The sequence below is a fragment of the Allobosea sp. Root483D1 genome (assembly GCF_001429505.1).
In the GTDB taxonomy this organism is placed as follows: Bacteria; Pseudomonadota; Alphaproteobacteria; order Rhizobiales; family Beijerinckiaceae; genus Allobosea.
Window position 1 is genome coordinate 1 of record NZ_LMJW01000003.1, and the last position, 17,182, is coordinate 17,182.

Here is a 17,182-nt window from a genome sequence, read left to right on the forward strand (position 1 = left end):
CGCCGGCCTCAACTTCGTCGCCTGGGGCGTGGCGCATGGCGTCGTGCTCGCCATCGGCGTTCTCTGGCGCCGCGCCGGGCTGCCGATGCCGAAGCTGCTCGGCTGGGTGCTGACCTTCGTCTTCGTCGCCTTCTGCTGGGTGCTGTTCCGCGCCACCTCCTTCGACGCGGCGCTCGCCGTCTACAAGGGCATGCTCGGCCTCGGCCCGGTCGGCACCGGCTTCAAATGGCGCGCCTTCGTGCCCGCGATCGCAGTCGCGATGATCGGCCCAACCGCCTGGGCGGCAGTGCACAAGGCGACACCGGCACGCTGGCTCGCGGTCCTCACCGCCATCCTCTTCGTACTGATCCTGTTCAAGATCGGCNGACGACGCCAATTATGAATTCATCTACTTCCAGTTCTGAGGCNACGCTGGGGCGGCCGGACGCTACGTGCAAAGGCGCGCTATGAACTGGAACTCGTTCAACACCGCTTTTGTAATCTCAACCGTGCTGGGCGTTGCCGTCGCCGCTGCCGGCGGTCGATATCTGCCGAGCGATGACGGCAGATCGATCCCGCTTGTCACGGCAAACATCATGCGCACCGAACGCATCTGGCAAGCGCACACTGGTCAACCTGAGGCTTGCATCGCATTCCTGGGCGACAGCCGAACGGCCTTTCAACTGAATTCGTCCGAATTCTCGATGCCTGATTGCAAGGCCAGCAACTATGCATTTCCGGGCCTTTTTGCGAAGACCGTGGGCAGCGTCGCCCAAGCCATAGGCCGCCCGAAGCTTATAGTCTTCACCTACAGTGAATCCATTTTCCAGCAGCGGCCGGAAACGTGGAAAGATCACCTTCTCAGCTGGAGAATTCCTCGGTCGGTCTACCTAAGCTTCGCCCGAACAACTGCCGCAGTATCTGCTGTCTTTTCTGACAAAAGAAAGCCGTCAGACGGGTGGTGGTGGAACCCCGCCCTAGGACGCTGGATATACGACGGCGTCGACAAGCGGCAGCTCGCCTCTCTGCCCAGCCGCGACTCTGAGATACATACGATGGCCGTTTCCTATTTCGTGAAGGTCAAGAGACCTCCCACGCTCGAGGAGGACGTAAAGGCTTTTCTGATGAGCCTCGCCACGCGGACGGAGCGACTTGTCGTTGCCATTCCTCCCTCGATGCCCGGTTACCGCGACGTAGCGGATTCCGTCGCACCTGGAGAGCACGCCGCATATCTGGATGCTGCAAGGTCAGCGGCGAAGAGCCTTGGTTTGCCTGTTTTAGATTGCGCCGTCGCTTCAACCTGCGGTCTGGACGTGAGTGATTTCGCCGACCCTGTCCATATGAACGACAAGGGCGCAGCGAAGTGGACAGCTGTCGTAAAGGAGCGATTGAGAATTCAAGCGCTCATCCCGACTAAAGCCGCTGCTTTGCCGGCGCGTTAAACATTTACCTTCGACGCAGATCGGATTGTGGTAGTCTCCAAGCGGGGGACAACGCTGCGGAGCAAAGTTATGCTCGACCGGCTGGTGCGTCTCCTGTCGCTGAACAAGCATCCTTGCAAACGGTGCAGTTGGACGATCTCGCTTCACGGCACCATGTTGCAGGGCTGCAATGAGACCGGTCGTTGGGCGGTATTTAGGTGCAACCAGTGCGGCTCAACCAGGCTCATCGAGGAACCGGTTTCCGTAGATTCCCCACCGAATGGCCACCAGCCCGCCAGCTAGCCTAGGCAAACCTTTCGCGGGATCGGCCGCCCCATCAGCGGGACCGGCCGCCCCATCAAGCCTCAAATGCGTCGACCGTCTCCTCGGTCAGGTCGTTAACCTTGGGAGCGCACCTGCGGCTGCCAACGGGAGGACGACGAATTAGGTTGGTCAGACTGTGAACAGCAGGAAGCCGGCGAGTGCCAGCATAAAGATGCGCGACGAGAACGCTGAATGAATACTGCTGTAGAATTCAGTCTTTAAAGATCTCCTTGAAATGGCGATTTATCTCTTCGTGATCAACGGCGGTGCCGTGATTGCGTTCACACAAGATTTGTCGATTAAAATACCAGTCGTCAAAGCCGACTTTGAGCCGGTCGTAACCTGCCTGCGTGAGAAGAAGCGCGATTTCCTCGCGGCGCGGCTCAACAAAATTGTGCTCGATCGTGAAGAGCGGAATTTTGTACCGAGCGAGGTCGATGCTGCGCAGAATGTCGAGTTCCGAGCCCTCTGTATCGAGCGAAACGTAGTCAAAACCGGTCTGCGCAAAGTTGCCCAGAGAGGCCATCTCATCGAAGCTGATTGTCTCGACTTTGATAAGGCCTTTTTCGGCAATTTCGCGTCGGCGATCATTGGAATAGCCGTCGCAGTCCACGAATTCCTCAAGGGTACCGATCTCCGCACAGGCAACGAAACTGAGCAGCTGCCCGGACTCGCGGTAGACCGCCTTCTCCAAGCAAACGGCGGTACGATTTTGCCGTAGCAGTAAAAAAAGGCTTGGATTCGGCTCCACCACGATTCCATTCCAGTCGTACTCCGTCTCAAGGAAATAGCTGTTGCTATGGAGGATGCCGTCGAAGGCGCCGATCTCGATAAATCGTCCGTCACGTCGGCCGTTGCACATGGCGAAGACCCACCGCTCTTGCTCTATCTGTGAATTAGTCCGCATGCCGTAGGCGAGACGCGGGTCAAACACCTGTCTGTGCTCCTTAAAGGTCATCGCCCAAGTGCTCCTTAGCCTGCATCTGTCTAGCACGGCGCGCAGCGAAAATAGGGATAGATAGGCCGGTCATGTCCCCTGTAATTGCGAAGCCCAAACGATCAAAATCGCGCACTTGCGCAGGCAAATTTCCGACCTGACGGAGCAAGCCACAGCCACAGCCACAGCCGCATCCGGATCGGAGGGAGATGCTGGCAGATCACTCAATCAGAAGCAGGATCGTCTCGACAAGCTCCTAAGGCAACAGGGCGAGCCCCCAGCCGGTTAATGGCAATTGGTGACTTCGCGCCAGTTGCGGACATTGGCACGTTGCCCGGAAGCGGACATTCCAGACCTGCCGGCCGAATGCCCAGTCTCGACCCAGGCTGGTTACTCTCGGAGTTGCAGAGGCCAGAGGTCGCGCTGCTGAACGAATGACCGCTTCACGCCACAGCGTTCCCGAAACCTGCCAATCCGCTAACGGCCTTAAAGGGGCGTCCTTCGCCCCGCGCCCCGATATTTAGCGCACAGCGTGTTCGCCACGGAAATGTTGAATGCTCGGCAACCCTATGGGAGATGGCGGGTAGAGTGAATGCATGCCCTGGATAGGCAATGGTCAAGACCGATCAAGCTATTCTAAATTATTGGCGGTCGGCAGTTGCCGACAGTGCGATCGGCGACGCCTGTCTAACGAGCAAGATGCTCGGGGAGTTTCACGCCCTGTCCCGCGACGAGGCCGAAACCGGTGTGCTCGGGCGAGAGGCAGTCGATTTCCTGTTTGACAATGTGCCCGAGCAAGTACGGCGTATCGCGGTCAGCCTCCGCCCGCTCCACGTTCGCCGGCAAATGCGGCACGCTCGGTCGCGCGGCGACGGTCTGCCGCCCGAAGTCACCCCGATCGTGACCCAGGCCCAGGTCACGCGTGAGGGCCGCATCATTCCTAGCCACTGCGTCCTCGCGCGCGATATACTCGATCCCCTTCCGCGCGGTGCCTTCTCGGTCGGTCGTGTTGCGGATCTCGACAGCTTTCTGACGGCCAACCCCTTCCCGGCGGAAGAAGAAAATTCCGATCTCTGGCAACAATACCAGGACCATTGGCGGCAGATAATCACCGAAGTCGGCGGGAACTGGCCGGCTTCAGACTCCGAATACCAGATCGTTGGCCATGGCCTGATCCGACCCGAGACCGAGGCGGCCGCGACGGTAAAGCAGATCCTCGACTTGGCCGACACCCTGATCCATGACGCCCCGGAGACCCCGCTTCTGGCGAACTTGGCGCGCAGGACTGCCTGCGACGTCGAACCTGTGCGCGTGTCTCATTTCCCGCTGGCAGAGCGTCTCGGCCACTCCAGCGACAAGTTCGCGGTTGCCGACCAGCAGCGCGAAGTGCTCGCAAATCTGGCGACAGCGCGAAATGGCGACATCCTCGCCGTCAACGGCCCGCCCGGCACGGGCAAGACAACGATGCTTCTATCGGCGATCGCCGGGGAATGGGTGCGTGCCGCGCTGGCGCGCGCCGACCCGCCCTTGATCGTCGCGGCGTCGACCAATAATCAGGCCGTCACCAACATTATCGATGCCTTTGGAAAAGATTTCGGGCACGGCGAGGGTCCGTTCGCGGGCCGCTGGCTGCCCGGTATCGAGAGCTTCGGCCTGTTCCTCGCAGCATTCAGCAAGGAAAAGGAAGCATCGACCAAATACCAGACCGAGATCTTTTTCCAGAAACTCGAAACACCCGAATATCTGAGCGAGGCCCGCGCCGCCTATCTGGGCGCGGCCCGCAACGCCTTTCCGCACCTGAATGAGGCGGGTGTTGGGGCGGTGATCGACGCTCTGCACCAGCGCCTCAAAGAGGACAGCGAGGGCCTCGCTCGCGCTGACGGGGCTTATGCGCGATATCGCGAGGCGGAAGACGCTGCCCGCCGCATCCTGGGCGACGTGCCGGAAGCAACCCTCGCAGGGCGCCGCGAGGCGACGGAGCATAGCGCGACTGAAAAGGCCGCGGCCGACGCCCTGCTGCACGCATGGGAGGGCTGGCTCGCGGCCGAGCCGATGCTGCTTTCGCTATTCAGTTTTCTGCCGCCGGTAGCTCAAAAGCGGACTTTGCGGGCGCGGCTGTTCCTGCGCCAGGCAGGCGCACCCGAAACGTTTGCCTCGCACGCACGAATCGACGCGATCGACGAGCAACTGAAGAAGCATGCCCACGCTGCCGCGACACGCGCGAAGGAAGCCGCGGACGCTGATGAGTCGGCTAGGCGGGTGATCGCCAAACAGAAGGCGGCGAAAGAGGAATGGTGCGCGCTGGCCGGAACGCTCCTTCCGGACGCGAAGGAAAGCGCCGATCTGCTGGCGTTCGACCGTGCGGCCGACCGATTTGTGCGTTTTCCCCTCTTCCTGCTCGCCACGCACTATTGGGAAGGGCGCTGGCTGCTGGAAATGGAAAAGGCGCTGCCGGCACTTCAGCGGGTGCAGAAAATCGGTCGCGGCGGTAACGACCGCAGCATGGTCGAACCGATGTGGTCGCGTCGGATGATGCTCACGCCGTGCGCGGTGTCCACCTTCGCGACGCTGCCACGCAAGATGACCTGCCGAGACAACGCTTCGGGCAGCTATCGTACTAAATATCTGTTCAATCACATCGATCTCCTGATTGTCGACGAGGCCGGACAGGTGCTCCCCGAGGTCGCCGGCCCGTCATTCGCTCTGGCGAAAAAGGCTCTGGTTATTGGGGACGTCCAGCAGATCGAGCCGATCTCCGCACTGACAGCGGTCGTGGATACCGGCAACCTAATCGAAGCGGGACTTCTGCCGCCCGACGGAAGCCGTGAGGTCTTGCAGGCGCTCGAGGAGGTCGGGCTTACATCGCGCGGCGGAAGCACGATGCGGCTGGCGCAGTCGGCCTGCCGCTTTTATCCCTATCCGGAGTTGGCGCGGGGCCTTTATCTCTTCGAGCATCGGCGCTGCCTCGACGAGATCATCGGCTTTTGCAACGAGCTTTGCTACAAGGGCAGCCTGCAGCCGATGCGCGGCCCGGCGCAGGGCGGCGCTCTGCTGCCGATGGGCTATCTCCATATCGACGGCATGGCGATCTCGGCCGGCGGCAGCCGGTTCAATCCGCTTGAGGCGCAGACGATCGCAGCCTGGCTTGCAGCCAATGCCGAAAAGCTGAAAGCACGCTACGACAAGCGCCTGGAAGACATCGTCGGGATCGTCACGCCCTTCGGTCGTCAGGTCCGCGAAATCCGCAACTCCTGCGCCGCTGTGGGCATCGACGTCGGCCGACTAGGCATGACCGTCGGTACCGTGCACGCCCTGCAGGGCGCGGAGCGCGATGTGGTCATCTTTTCGCCGGTCTATTCTAAACATGCCGATGGCGGCTTCATCGACCTCTCGCCCAGCATGCTCAACGTGGCGGTCTCGCGCGCAAAGGATGCCTTTCTCGTCTTTGGAGACATGGACACTCTGGCCTCCGCGCCGCCGGGCAGCCCGCGATCCGTCCTTGAGCGCTTTCTGTCGCAAGACGACGCGAACGAGATGGTCTTCGAGGTGCCATCACGGCCCGATCTTTCCCGAGGGCCACGCGCGCTCCAATCCCTGCGCGATGCGGCTGAGCATGACGCATTTCTGCTGACGGAGTTCGCAAGCGCTCGGCGCAAGATTTGCGTCGTCTCGCCCTGGATCAACATCGCCACCATGAAGCAGGCCGGGTTTATCGAGGCCATCGCCTTAGCTCGTGCAAGGGGCGTCGGGGTGACGATCTACGCCGACTCCTATCTGACGCGCGAGCGAAGCAGACCCGGACAGGATATGTTCGCGGAAGCGCATGAGACCCTGGAGGGGCTCGGCGCGACGCTCCACGCTGTCCAACAGCTTCACAGCAAGATGATATGGGCGGACGATGCCTTGCTCGCGATCGGCTCTTTCAATTGGTTCAGCGCCCACCGGACCGGCGAATTTGCCCGTCACGAGACCTCGGTGGTCTATCGCGGCCAGCATTTGAGTCCCGAGATCCAGATTCTTGAAGACAGCCTGAAGGCCCGCATTCTCACCGTGTAACCTGTCTCTATGAGACGGCCAGACGGCATGTCTCTAGCCGCTTGGTCAAATACTCGTGCAAAACGGGAGAGAGTAGAGATCGGAACAAGCGGAGCCTCGCGACGGTCGAAGGTTCGTGAGAGGCTTGCGCGGCGCCGTAATGCTGGCCACCGTAGGGCACATCAAAACGCTTGGGGGCTGCCTTGGACGACCAACAGATTTCGCAACATCAGGTCGCCGTGTTCGTCGCGCAGACCGCCGATCCGACAGATCTCGACGCCATAGGCGTTTGGGCACGGAAGCTCCTAGAAATACAATCGTCGCCGCTTACTAAGATCGAGAAGGCGAAGGCGGCTGTCTCTCTCACGGCTTCGAGCAAGGTCGTCTGGCCGGCGGCCAAGATGGTCGCGAAGCAGGCCAAGCGCATCGGGTGGGACGACCGCAGTAAAACCGCAAGGCTAGGTCTCGGCGGGGCGGCGATCGGAGCCGCTGTATTTGGCGGAAAAAGCGCGGGGGTGGCCGCACTCGGCACGGCGATCGGTGTGCCTCTATGGGTTGTGCTCGGCGCCGGGGCCTCGTTTGCCAACGCCCTGATCGAAGAGATCACGCGGCGAAAGTCAGAGATTCAACACGCAACCTACACAGTCGTGGATGCGAAGCGCATAGAGCCCGACTGACAGACTTCTGCCAAGCTGCATGCGCTCTGCGTCGTTTTCGCTACGCGCCATTTGCGGAGTTTGGGTCCTCGCCAGGAAGAAGACATTCCACGCTGACGAATTGAGCGGCACTCCCGACCCAACGCAGGCACACCGCGAAGTGGCGAGGCCGCACGGGCGTCGGTACGCTCGATGTCTAGGCGCTGGTAACGCAGTTTGAGGCTCTGCTGGATAAGCACAAGCAGATGCTCTTTCTGACATGTCCGGCACGGGCCGAAAGTGGAATGGCAGGTTTCCCCCCCCCNACCGATCGATCGGGGTGCGACACGGGTAGACTGCGAAGTTTAATAAGATGAAGTACTTGAAAGACTTGCGCGAGCAAAATCGAGAGGCCTAAAAGGTACCTGGGTATGGGGAGACGAAGCATGCGCGGGCTCTTTATCGCGACGACGCGATTCGTTTTGTTCTGGGCGATACCCGTCGCTTTTGTTTTCGCCGCCGAGCTTCTCCTTCCACAGGTGAACTACCGGCTTGCCTACGACACCGTTGTGAGCGCCGCAGGCGGAAACATTGAAGGTATCAGCCAGCCGGAATTCGCCTATGCGCTGGCCGCAATACTATTCGTCTTCGCCATCGGCTTGGCGGCAGCCTTCATGCTGCTCCACGTTCTCCCGGTCATCCTCGCGCTTTCACGAGCCAAGCAGATGATCCAGGCTGCTGGGGGTAGGAGCAGGAACCGCGCGGAGGTTCGAAAGAGCTTCGCGTCCGGGTTTGAACGGCTGCGACAGCACCTCGCGCGCCGTTGGCTGATCGGCCACGCTTGGGTTGAGTTCGAGGAGACCCTTTTCGATATCGACAGTCCGGACGCAATTGGCAACACGGTGCGCCCGCAAGTCTTTTTCAACGCCAGCTTGGCGCGCGAAAGACTGGCAGGGCTGAAGATGATGAACGCCGTGCCTGGCTACTTCGTGGGCATTGGCCTGCTGCTAACTTTTGTCGGTCTGGTCCTCGCCCTTTACAAGGCAGGCACCGCCGCCGCGGCCGGCGACGCCAACGTTATGGCTGCGGAGATGGGCAAGCTGCTGCAGATAGCGACGTTCAAGTTTTCGACATCGATCGCGGGACTCGGCGCGTCGATCATCCTTTCGATCGTCTTTCGTTGGTTCTTCGTGCTGATCGAAAGCGCCTTCGATCGCTTCAACGCCGCGCTCGAGCGCGGCCTGCTCTACCACGCGCCACAGTCGATCGCGATGGAGATGAACCGCACCATGCACGATCAGCTGGTTCAGCTGAAGGACATCACGCAGGGCGACTTTTTCACACGCATGGGCGAGGAGATAGCACCGCGCCTCAACACGGCGATCAGCGATGCTATGGGCCCGGTCACTGAACAGATTGGCAGTGCGGTCGGCAGCCTAACGGCGAACAGCCAGACTGGCGTTGCAAGGATGATGGAGTCCTTTGTCAGCTCGCTGCAGAGCGGTGCTGGCACCGAGATGCGCGAGCTCGCCGCCACCCTGAAACAGCTGCAGATGGCGATGACCGAGATGCAGTCAAACGTCCGTGGCAGCGGCGATGCCTTCTCCGACAAGCTCTCGAAGGCGGCCGACAATCTCAACCTCATGATCGAACGCGCCGGCCAGAGCTTCGAGACGAGCTCGGGACAGAGCCGCGACGCGCTGGCCTCGGTCGTCGAGACGCTGCGCCAGACCATGGAAAAGGCGAATGCCGACATGGATGCTGCGCTGGGCAAAGCGGCCAGCGGCGCCTCGGCGAAGCTCGAGACGGCAATGGGAACGGTCATGGGAAAGCTCGACGAGCAGATTGTCGGCGTTGGCGAAAGTTTCGCCGCCCTGGCGCGTTCGATGCAGGCGATCGAGGGAGCGTTGTCCAGCCAGCGCGCCGCGCTGGAGGGCGCGACGGTGGAGGCACACAACGCCGCGAAGGCGTTCACTGAAACGGCCGGCAGTGTCCGCACCGCAGCTGTCCCACTTACGAAGGTCGGTGAGCAATTCACTAACGCTACAGAACAACTGGCAACTAGCGTCTCGACCACGCTGGAGACGCTCAACGGCGCCAAGGTCGAGATCGCGGCGCTCGCCGCAAACCTCGATGCGACCAACACGACGACAAACGAATTCTGGAACGGCTTTTCGTCAAAATTCGATGAGGTCGACACTGCGCTGGGCAAGGCAGTCAAGACGCTGTCGGAAACGTCACTCGACCACCAGCAGCGCCTTCAGGAGCATGTGCGCCAAGTTGACCAGGGGCTAACCGAGGCCATCCAAAAAATGGCACCAATGCTGACGAGCATTTCAGACAGCGCAGAGTCAATTGCCGACAGCTTAGAAAAAACTACGTCACTGGAAGCAGCGGAATAAGGTCAAAGCGACCGGGGCGGAAACATGATCGCAGCAGAAACCGACGAAAGCGCCGGAAGCCATGCCGAGGATGACGAAAACTATTTCGTCTCAATGACCGACATGATGGTCGGAATCCTGTTTATATTCATCATCATGCTAATGGTGTTTGCGCTAAATTTCCAGAAGCAAACCGACCAGACAGAGATGCTTACCAAGCAGCAGCGTCAGCAAATTGAGAGAGCACAGCACTTGGCTCGGCAAATTGCCAACCTCCAGACCCGCATCGATACTGAAGTAAGCGAGATCAACAAGGCGGACAAGGCGCGGGCTACCCTGCTCGAAACGGTCCGGGCTCGGCTCGAGGCAGTGGGGTTAAAAGTGACAATCGACAGCTCTACTGGCGTCTTACGTTTGGCGGAGGATGCGATCGAATTCGCGTCTGATAATTCCACGCTCGACAGGACCGCTTCGGCCAATGTCGACGCGCTGTCGAAGGTACTTCTCGACGTCTTGCCGGCCTATTCCGCCTGTGCATCAGACGCAACTTGCCCTCGGCACAGCGGATACACGGTCGAGACCGTGTTTATTGAAGGGCATACCGACCGAACGGGACAGGATAGCCGCAACTGGCAACTGTCTACCGAACGAGCGGTCAATACATATCGGCGGATCGTCGACAACTTCCCCGGTCTTCGCAACCTGAAGAATTCGGCAAACCGGGAGGTGCTTTCTGTCTCGGGGTACGCCTACACGCGACCGGCGACTAACAGAGAAGACCCTGACGGTCGCAAGATAAACCGCCGGATCGACCTTCGTTTTGTCATGGAAGCTGATCGCGAGAAACGTCTGACAGAAGTAACAAACCTACTTGAGCAGATGAAGCAGCAGGTCGAAACGCTGCAGGAATCGGCGCGCGCAGGATTGCCAGTTTCAAAACGACCAGCACCGAATGTCGCTCCGTGAGCACACTTTTGAAGGACGCTATCAGCGAGCTGTTGATACGGCACGGTCCGTCGAGAGCCCCGGCCATCGAGCCGTCCGTGCTGAGACTGGCGCGCAGGCTTCCGGAGGGCAGGGGCGATCTGCGTGGCGCCAAGAACTACGAGGAGATCGCGGTCCGGCTCAAGACTGCGCTCGGGCGTGGCGAGCGCCTTACCAAAGCACAGGCGCGCGATGGTGCATGGTGTCTTTGGGAAACCGAGGTCGCGATCGCGGAAGAGCCTGATCTCCTCAAGGCGTTCCTAGCCCAGGTGCGAGCGCTCAGGCACAAGGCATCCTCGCGTGTGCTCGCATTCTCCTACTTGATCAGCTTCCAAGCTGGCGGACCGGGTTTCGCCGCCGTCGCTTCGGTGTTGCGAGACCTAGCATCCGTGATGGGAGAACCGTTTGAGGTGTTGCATCATAAGTTGCAGATCTTCGACGAGGAACAGGGGCCTCGCCTGATAGGCGATGCGGCATTCGCCAAACGCAAATCGCCTGCAACAATTCTTGAAGAGAGCGGCCTGCGGCTGCAGCAGGTTCTGGCCGGCGGCTATGTGGAGCCCTGCTCCCGGCGCGTCCTGCAGCGCGCCGCCGAGGATCTGCGCCTACCGGCGCTGGAGCGCCTGGATTTCATCCAGCTCGTTGCGGTGAAAGGCGGCAAGCTGAATTTTCCAACTCACAAGGATTTGGTGGCCAACGCGCTGCTGCTCCCGCACCGTGACCGCGAAGTAGAAAAGAGTATCAAGGATCGCACGCTCGACTTCTTAGTGTCGCTCGAGGGCCTCGGCGATCCCCGTACGAGGAGCGGCAACTGGGTTGGCATCCCGCAGGCGCGTGATGTCGCGATCAACTGGCTCACCGAGCTTGCGCTGCGGCAATTCCTCGATGTTGTCGCGGCGGTCAACCCGAATGTTAACTGGCCGTACCGCCGCAGGTTCTGGGAGGCGATGCACAAGTCCGGCGCGATAAGCGGCGCGTGGCTGGTGCTGGACAGTGAGGGAACAAAGGAGGCTCATCGGCGGTTCGGTCGCAACGTGCCATTCGGGCGATTTGGCTATGGCAGCAGCGGCGTGCAGGCTGGCCACGCCGTGCTGCTGCTCCGGATTGGATCGGGCGTGTGCGCCGAGTGGAGCTTCGATGGCAAATGCCGCTTCTGGGCCGATGCTCAGCGCAAAGGGGCACCGGAGCTCTACAAGCCGCAGTATGACGCCGACGAACTCAGAACCGGCAACCGCTACGCTCCGGTCGAGGAAATCGTCCACATTCCCCATCAGGGTCAAAACGCCTGGCAGCATAAGGCTGCACGCCGGATTTCATTGATGACCGGCGAACGCTTCAATTCCAGGGACTACATGTGAAAGCCACCTTCACCCATTTGGTGCAGCCCGACGGCGTGTTGCTTAAGCTCCAGCGGCGGCGCTTGCTCAGCTGGCAGCCATTGCCGGTGAAGGACTGGCACCTGGCTGACGGCAAGCAGGGTGCCGCCGCTCGCTTCCTGCTGCCAGGGGTGGAGGCAGGCGACAGCGTCGAGCGCGAAGGTGGCATCTTTGTGCCTCACCCGCTGGTCGCATCGCTGCCGGGGACCGTCGCAGAAGCTGCCGGTCTCCCGCCGCTCGGTACGCTGTCGATCACGCTCGCCTTCGAGCGCATCATGACCGATCCCAAGGCGCGTATCCGTGCCAGCTGGTACGATCACGAGGAGAATCGGATCCGCATCACGCGGGTCGGCGCACTCGCCACTTGGGGCGCCATCGAAGGCCGTCTGTCGCGGCCTCTCTACGAGCTTGCCGAAGCGATCGACGGCTACAACAAGACTGAAGGAAAGAACGCTGAGACCCGTATTGCCGCATGGGGGGTGGTCCAGGCTGCGCTGAAGCGCACCACCGAGGACGAGCTGCGCAGCGACGACAACTATCTTACCAGCCTGACCGTCTACCAAGCCGGCGCGGTGGCGCTGGACGTGATCGAAACCGCGAGCGGACCCGACTTCTTCCCGGTGGTCATGGGCCGCGAGAAGGCCGCTACCCTCGCAGATAATACAGCGGCGCCCGATGAGGATGGTGAAGCGCCGCCGGCGCAGCGTGACCTCATTTCGGACGCGCTGCTGCCGCGAGCCATGCAGCAGCGATTCTCGCGCGAGATGTTTGCCGGCGAGTCCAGAAGCCGCGACGCCTATGTGCTGGACCGAAATGTCTTCCTAGTGCTTGATCCGTCGCTGAAGACTGCACTCGATGTCATCCGCCGCAAGCGCGCCGCGCCGAAAGCGGAGCGTATTGCCTTCCTGAAAAACCCGCGAGCTGAGATCGCCGCCGCGATTGGCGACGAGAGTGGCGAGACGACTTTGTCGCTGCTGGTCGAGACCTGGCAATATTCCGAGCGCGTGCTGGGGCTGGGCGTGTGGGAGCCGCCAGCGATTCCGTGGCTCATGACTAAGTCCGGCCAGTGGTTACCCGAGCGCTTTCCCTGTCGCATCGGCAACGAAGTCATCGAACTCGACCGCAAGGCGTTCCAGACGCTCAAGAGCGAAGTCGCCCGCGCCACGGCCAGCGATGAGAAGGAAATCACCGTAGATGGCCAGCATTTCCATGTTGTCGACGTTCAGGCCGCGTTTGTGCAGCTCGGCCTGGACCCATCAGGCAATGGACAGATGGAGGAGCCGCCAGCGCGTCCGGACATGCCGGAGCAGGCTGAACCCGATCTAGGCACCCCGCCGGGCGTCAATGTCGATGACCGCCTCGTCATCCGGCAGAACATCGACGGCAAGGAGTTCTGGGTCTCCTATTCGCCGCGCGTGGTCGCCGCTGACGTGGCGTTCCCCCGCGCACCGCTCGTCGCCACACGTCCGAAACCGCACCAGACCACCGGCTTCGCCTGGCTCGTGGATGCCTACAGGGCCGGCTGGCCCGGTGTTCTGCTCGCCGACGACATGGGGCTCGGCAAGACTTTCCAGGCACTGGCGTTCTTGGCTTGGGTGCGAGAGAACCGCCGCAAGGCAGGTCTTGATCGCGGCGCCCAGAACAAGCCTATCCTGATCGTCGCGCCGACGGCCCTGCTGCGCAACTGGATCGATGAAGCCGAACGGCATCTCGAGCCCGGTGCGCTTGGCGAGCGCGTCGACGCGTTCGGCTCGAGCCTGCGCCACCTCAAGGGGCCAAAGGACGAGCACTGGACGCCGGAGACAGCGATCCATGTCGACGAATTGCGCAACGCCAACTGGGTGCTGACCACGTACGAAACGCTGGCCGACAATCACCGCGCCTTTGCACGTGTTGCCTTCAGTGTCGCCGTCTTCGACGAGGCGCAGAAGATCAAGTCGCCCGGTGCCATTAACACGCAGTCCGCCAAGGCAATGAACGCCGAGTTCGTGCTCGGCCTCACCGGCACGCCGATCGAGAACCGGCTCGCCGATTTGTGGTGCATCATGGACCGGGTCGTGCCTGGTTACCTTGGTGACCTGAAGAGCTTTGTCTCGACCTACGAGCAGGGCGGCGATGAAGAGCTGAAGCGGCTGAAAGAAAGTCTCGACAAAGCTCCGGAGGGAAGCCGCGGGCCCGCGGTGCTGTTGCGGCGCATGAAGGCCGAGATTCTCGAAGGCCTGCCCACCCGCCAGTTCAAGAACGTGCGGGTCGAGATGCCGGCCGAGCAGGCGCAGGCCTACAGCAACGCGGTGCGCAAAGCACAGATTGGCGGCGCGACGCAGGGCGACATGCTGCGGGCGATCCATGTCTTTCGCGGTGTGTCGCTTCATCCTAGCGGCGCGCGCGACTGCGACCCACTCGACAAGGACTCTGTTCGGCGCTGGTTCTCGCAGTCAGCGCGCATGCGCCACGCCATCGCCGTGCTGGGAGAGCTAAACAGAACAAAGGAAAAAGCGCTTGTCTTCATTGAAGACCTGGAAATCCAGGCGCTGTTCGCCGCTGCGATCGCAACGCATCTCGACCTCGAGCGACAGCCCGCCATCATTAATGGTGGGGTTCCGGGCGAAAAGCGGCTGGAGATCGTCGACCGCTTCCAAGCTTCGCCGGCGCCTTTCGATCTTCTCGTGCTGTCGCCCAAGGCAGCTGGCGTCGGCCTGACCATCACGGCGGCCAATCATGTCATCCATCTGTCGCGCTGGTGGAACCCCGCGGTCGAGGACCAGTGCAACGATCGCTGCTATCGCATCGGTCAACAAAAGCCGGTGACGGTGCACGTGCCTATCGCGGTGCATCCGCACTATGGCGAGGCGTCCTTCGACGTGAAGTTGGATCAACTCCTGGAAAATAAGCGCCAACTGTCGCGCGACATGCTGATGCCGCCGGTCGCTGATGGCGACGTCCAGCAGCTGTTCGGTCAGACGGTGCGAAGCGTCTAGGGAAGCGCTGCCTCCGCAAGGAAGGGCGAAAGGATCGTCACCTTGTCGCCGATGCGCCCCGACGCGGTTAGGATCAGCCTTTTGCGCGCCCGCGTCATGGCCACGTAAAACAGCCGCCGTTCGCTCTCGAGCTTGCGCTCGTCATCGGCATAGCGGAGCGGCCAGATGCCGTCGACGACGTCGAGCATGACCACGGTGTCGAACTCGCGGCCCTTGGCGCGCAGCGCCGTCATCAGGTGCACAGGCTTCTTCCAGACGTCGCTATCGGTGTCGCTGTCCATTCCGGGTAGCTTGACCAACGTGTCCTTGGCCTTTTCCAGATCGTCAACGAAGGCCTGGAAGTCGGTGCCATAGCGTTCCGAGAATTCGACGAGATAGAGAAAGGGCGGATCGGCTAGGAAAATGTCCTCAGCGCCGCGCCCATAGTCCTGCCGGAAACCGGAATAAAGGTTCTGAAGTGCCTCTATCGCAGCGCGCACTGTCGGCGCATGGATCAGCTGGCGCAGCTTGATGGCGAAGTTGGCCGCCGTCGCGCCTTTGTCGCTCTGCCCACGGATCGGGCCGTCATAGGTCTCCAACTGGTCGATCGCTGCGTCGTAGGATTTCGGTCGCGCCAGCCGGATGTGGCGCGCCATCGCATCTGCTTCCGCCTTGCGCAGCGGATAGCGTTGGACCGAATTACAGAGCGCCATCACATCGTCTACGATAGTTGGCACCGCCACGCCCAGCCCCGCCATGGTCCGCGTCCTCAGCGCTCCAAGCAGCCTATCGAAGGTCTCGGAGAGGAAAAGGTGCAGGTCTTCGGCGGCGCAAAACGGAATGTCATCGCGCGCCAGCAGGATCTGATAGGGAATCAACTGCGCCCGCTTGCGCGACAGCAGCGCCATGCGTGCGCCGGGCGCCTTGCTGCGGACGAAGACGTGAATCTCGGATAGCACATTCTCGGTGGAATCCAGGAACGTCGCACCTCTGTGCATGTCCACAACGGCATCCGTGGTCGACACCGGGTGCATCGTCTTAGCGACACGCCGCTTGTTATGGGCGATCAGCCGCGCCGATTTCCCTACAATGTTACGCGGGCTGCGGTAATTCTTCTCGAGGATATAGGTGGCAAAGTGCCGGCCTAGATGCCGGTCGGGCTCAAGGATGAAGTCAGGCGCCGCGCCCCGCCATTCGAAGATCGCCTGGTCGTCGTCGCCGACGATCGTTAGCGCCGCCTGATTTAGCTCGGCAACGCTCATGATCAGCGCGAGGTCGAGCGGATTAATGTCCTGGAATTCGTCAACCAAGATCTGAGTGATGGACGTACCCTTCGCCACCGCCATTCCGGCGTTGAGCTGGCGCCGCTGGTCGAGCCAGGCGCCGTATTTCTGGTCCTCGAGCGTAAATGAGCCGGTTGCATACTGCTGCGCGCATGCATTTTTGAAGAATGGCAACGCCACTTCCAGGAAGGGCTCTTGGCGCCTGTTCGGCAACACACCTAGCTCTTCCAGCCGCTCGATGTACTCATGAATCAGGGGCATCAGGCCGAGTTCGGTCAGCGCATCCAGCCGATCGTCGGCCATACGCAGTGAGCCATCTTCATGGTCGAAACCGAGCGTCTTCATCATATCGAGCAGCCCGGCAAGCAGCTTTGGCAACTTGAAGGGCTGGTGCTTCATACCCCGCTCGAGCGCCGGCACGGCCGACCAGGCTGGTGCAAGTACGGTCTTAATCATGGTGGCGCGTTCGAACTCGGAGACGTGCAGGCGCGGCGACGCCGACATTGCTTTCAGCCGCCTGTGGCCCCAGCCATTCAGTGTCACCACGTCGGCCCGCGAGGCAAAGTCGACAAAATCCGGTCCGCTCAGCCTCGCCTTCAACTCGTCGCGCGCTGCGCGCGTGAACGATACGATGAGAAATCTGGAATCCGGTGCGCGGCGATACAGTTCAGCGCAGCGATGCAGCAGCGATAGCGTCTTGCCGCTGCCCGCTGGCGCCAGCAGGCGGATGTCGCGCTCGGGCGCTTGCACGAAGGACAGCTGCGTCCCGTCAAGGCCGCCATAACCTGCGTTGGGTGTGGTGATATTCACGATGCCCAAACCGCCTCGAGCATCCCCGCGGCCTTATCTGCTTCTAGCGTCAGAATCGTC

8 protein-coding genes and 1 pseudogene are annotated in these 17,182 nt (G+C 61.2%); 7 read left to right on the top strand and 2 right to left on the bottom strand.

Annotated elements, in window-relative coordinates:
* Positions 1–364: pseudogene (locus ASE66_RS06365) on the top strand (MBOAT family protein); the annotation flags it as partial.
* Positions 365–1,935: 1,571 nt separating this feature from the next.
* On the opposite strand, the gene ASE66_RS06375 reads toward ASE66_RS06365, so the two are convergent.
* On the bottom strand, positions 1,936–2,682 hold the full coding sequence (locus ASE66_RS06375; RefSeq protein WP_057188783.1) for an FkbM family methyltransferase: 747 nt from the start codon (positions 2,680–2,682) through the stop codon (positions 1,936–1,938).
* 591 nt (positions 2,683–3,273) lie between these two features.
* Here ASE66_RS06375 and ASE66_RS06380 point away from each other — a divergent pair.
* From ASE66_RS06380 to ASE66_RS06405, 6 genes are all read left to right on the top strand, one after another.
* On the top strand, positions 3,274–6,717 hold the full coding sequence (locus tag ASE66_RS06380) for an AAA domain-containing protein (protein ID WP_057188784.1): 3,444 nt from the start codon (positions 3,274–3,276) through the stop codon (positions 6,715–6,717).
* A gap of 182 nt (positions 6,718–6,899) precedes the next feature.
* Positions 6,900–7,373, top strand: a complete 474-nt coding sequence (locus tag ASE66_RS06385; protein ID WP_156412043.1) for a hypothetical protein — start codon at positions 6,900–6,902, stop codon at positions 7,371–7,373.
* Between the two features lie 404 nt (positions 7,374–7,777).
* The gene (gene zorA, locus ASE66_RS06390; protein ID WP_057188786.1) at positions 7,778–9,733 is read left to right on the top strand and encodes an anti-phage ZorAB system protein ZorA; all 1,956 of its coding nucleotides are present in this window, start codon (positions 7,778–7,780) and stop codon (positions 9,731–9,733) included.
* Positions 9,734–9,757: 24 nt separating this feature from the next.
* Positions 9,758–10,678: an OmpA family protein gene (locus tag ASE66_RS06395; protein WP_057188787.1), complete on the top strand. Its 921-nt coding sequence runs from the start codon at positions 9,758–9,760 to the stop codon at positions 10,676–10,678.
* A complete protein-coding gene (locus ASE66_RS06400) occupies positions 10,675–12,054 on the top strand; it encodes an EH signature domain-containing protein (protein ID WP_162262455.1) in 1,380 nt (459 codons plus the stop codon). The genes ASE66_RS06395 and ASE66_RS06400 overlap by 4 nt, the downstream gene beginning before the upstream one ends.
* Positions 12,051–15,050: a DEAD/DEAH box helicase gene (locus ASE66_RS06405; RefSeq protein ID WP_057188789.1), complete on the top strand. Its 3,000-nt coding sequence runs from the start codon at positions 12,051–12,053 to the stop codon at positions 15,048–15,050. The genes ASE66_RS06400 and ASE66_RS06405 overlap by 4 nt, the downstream gene beginning before the upstream one ends.
* On the opposite strand, the gene ASE66_RS06410 is transcribed toward ASE66_RS06405, so the two are convergent.
* Positions 15,047–17,122, bottom strand: coding sequence for a 3'-5' exonuclease (locus ASE66_RS06410; protein WP_162262456.1), 2,076 nt, complete (start codon positions 17,120–17,122; stop codon positions 15,047–15,049). The two genes, ASE66_RS06405 and ASE66_RS06410, sit on opposite strands and share 4 nt — an antisense overlap.
* Positions 17,123–17,182 lie beyond the last annotated feature (60 nt).

Coding starts and splice junctions, on each gene's coding strand:
- ASE66_RS06375 (WP_057188783.1), bottom strand. CDS start 2,682: ATGACCTTTAAGGAGCACAGACAGGTGTTTGACCCGCGTCTCGCCTAC.
- ASE66_RS06395 (WP_057188787.1), top strand. CDS start 9,758: ATGATCGCAGCAGAAACCGACGAAAGCGCCGGAAGCCATGCCGAGGAT.
- zorA (WP_057188786.1), top strand. CDS start 7,778: ATGCGCGGGCTCTTTATCGCGACGACGCGATTCGTTTTGTTCTGGGCG.
- ASE66_RS06380 (WP_057188784.1), top strand. CDS start 3,274: ATGGTCAAGACCGATCAAGCTATTCTAAATTATTGGCGGTCGGCAGTT.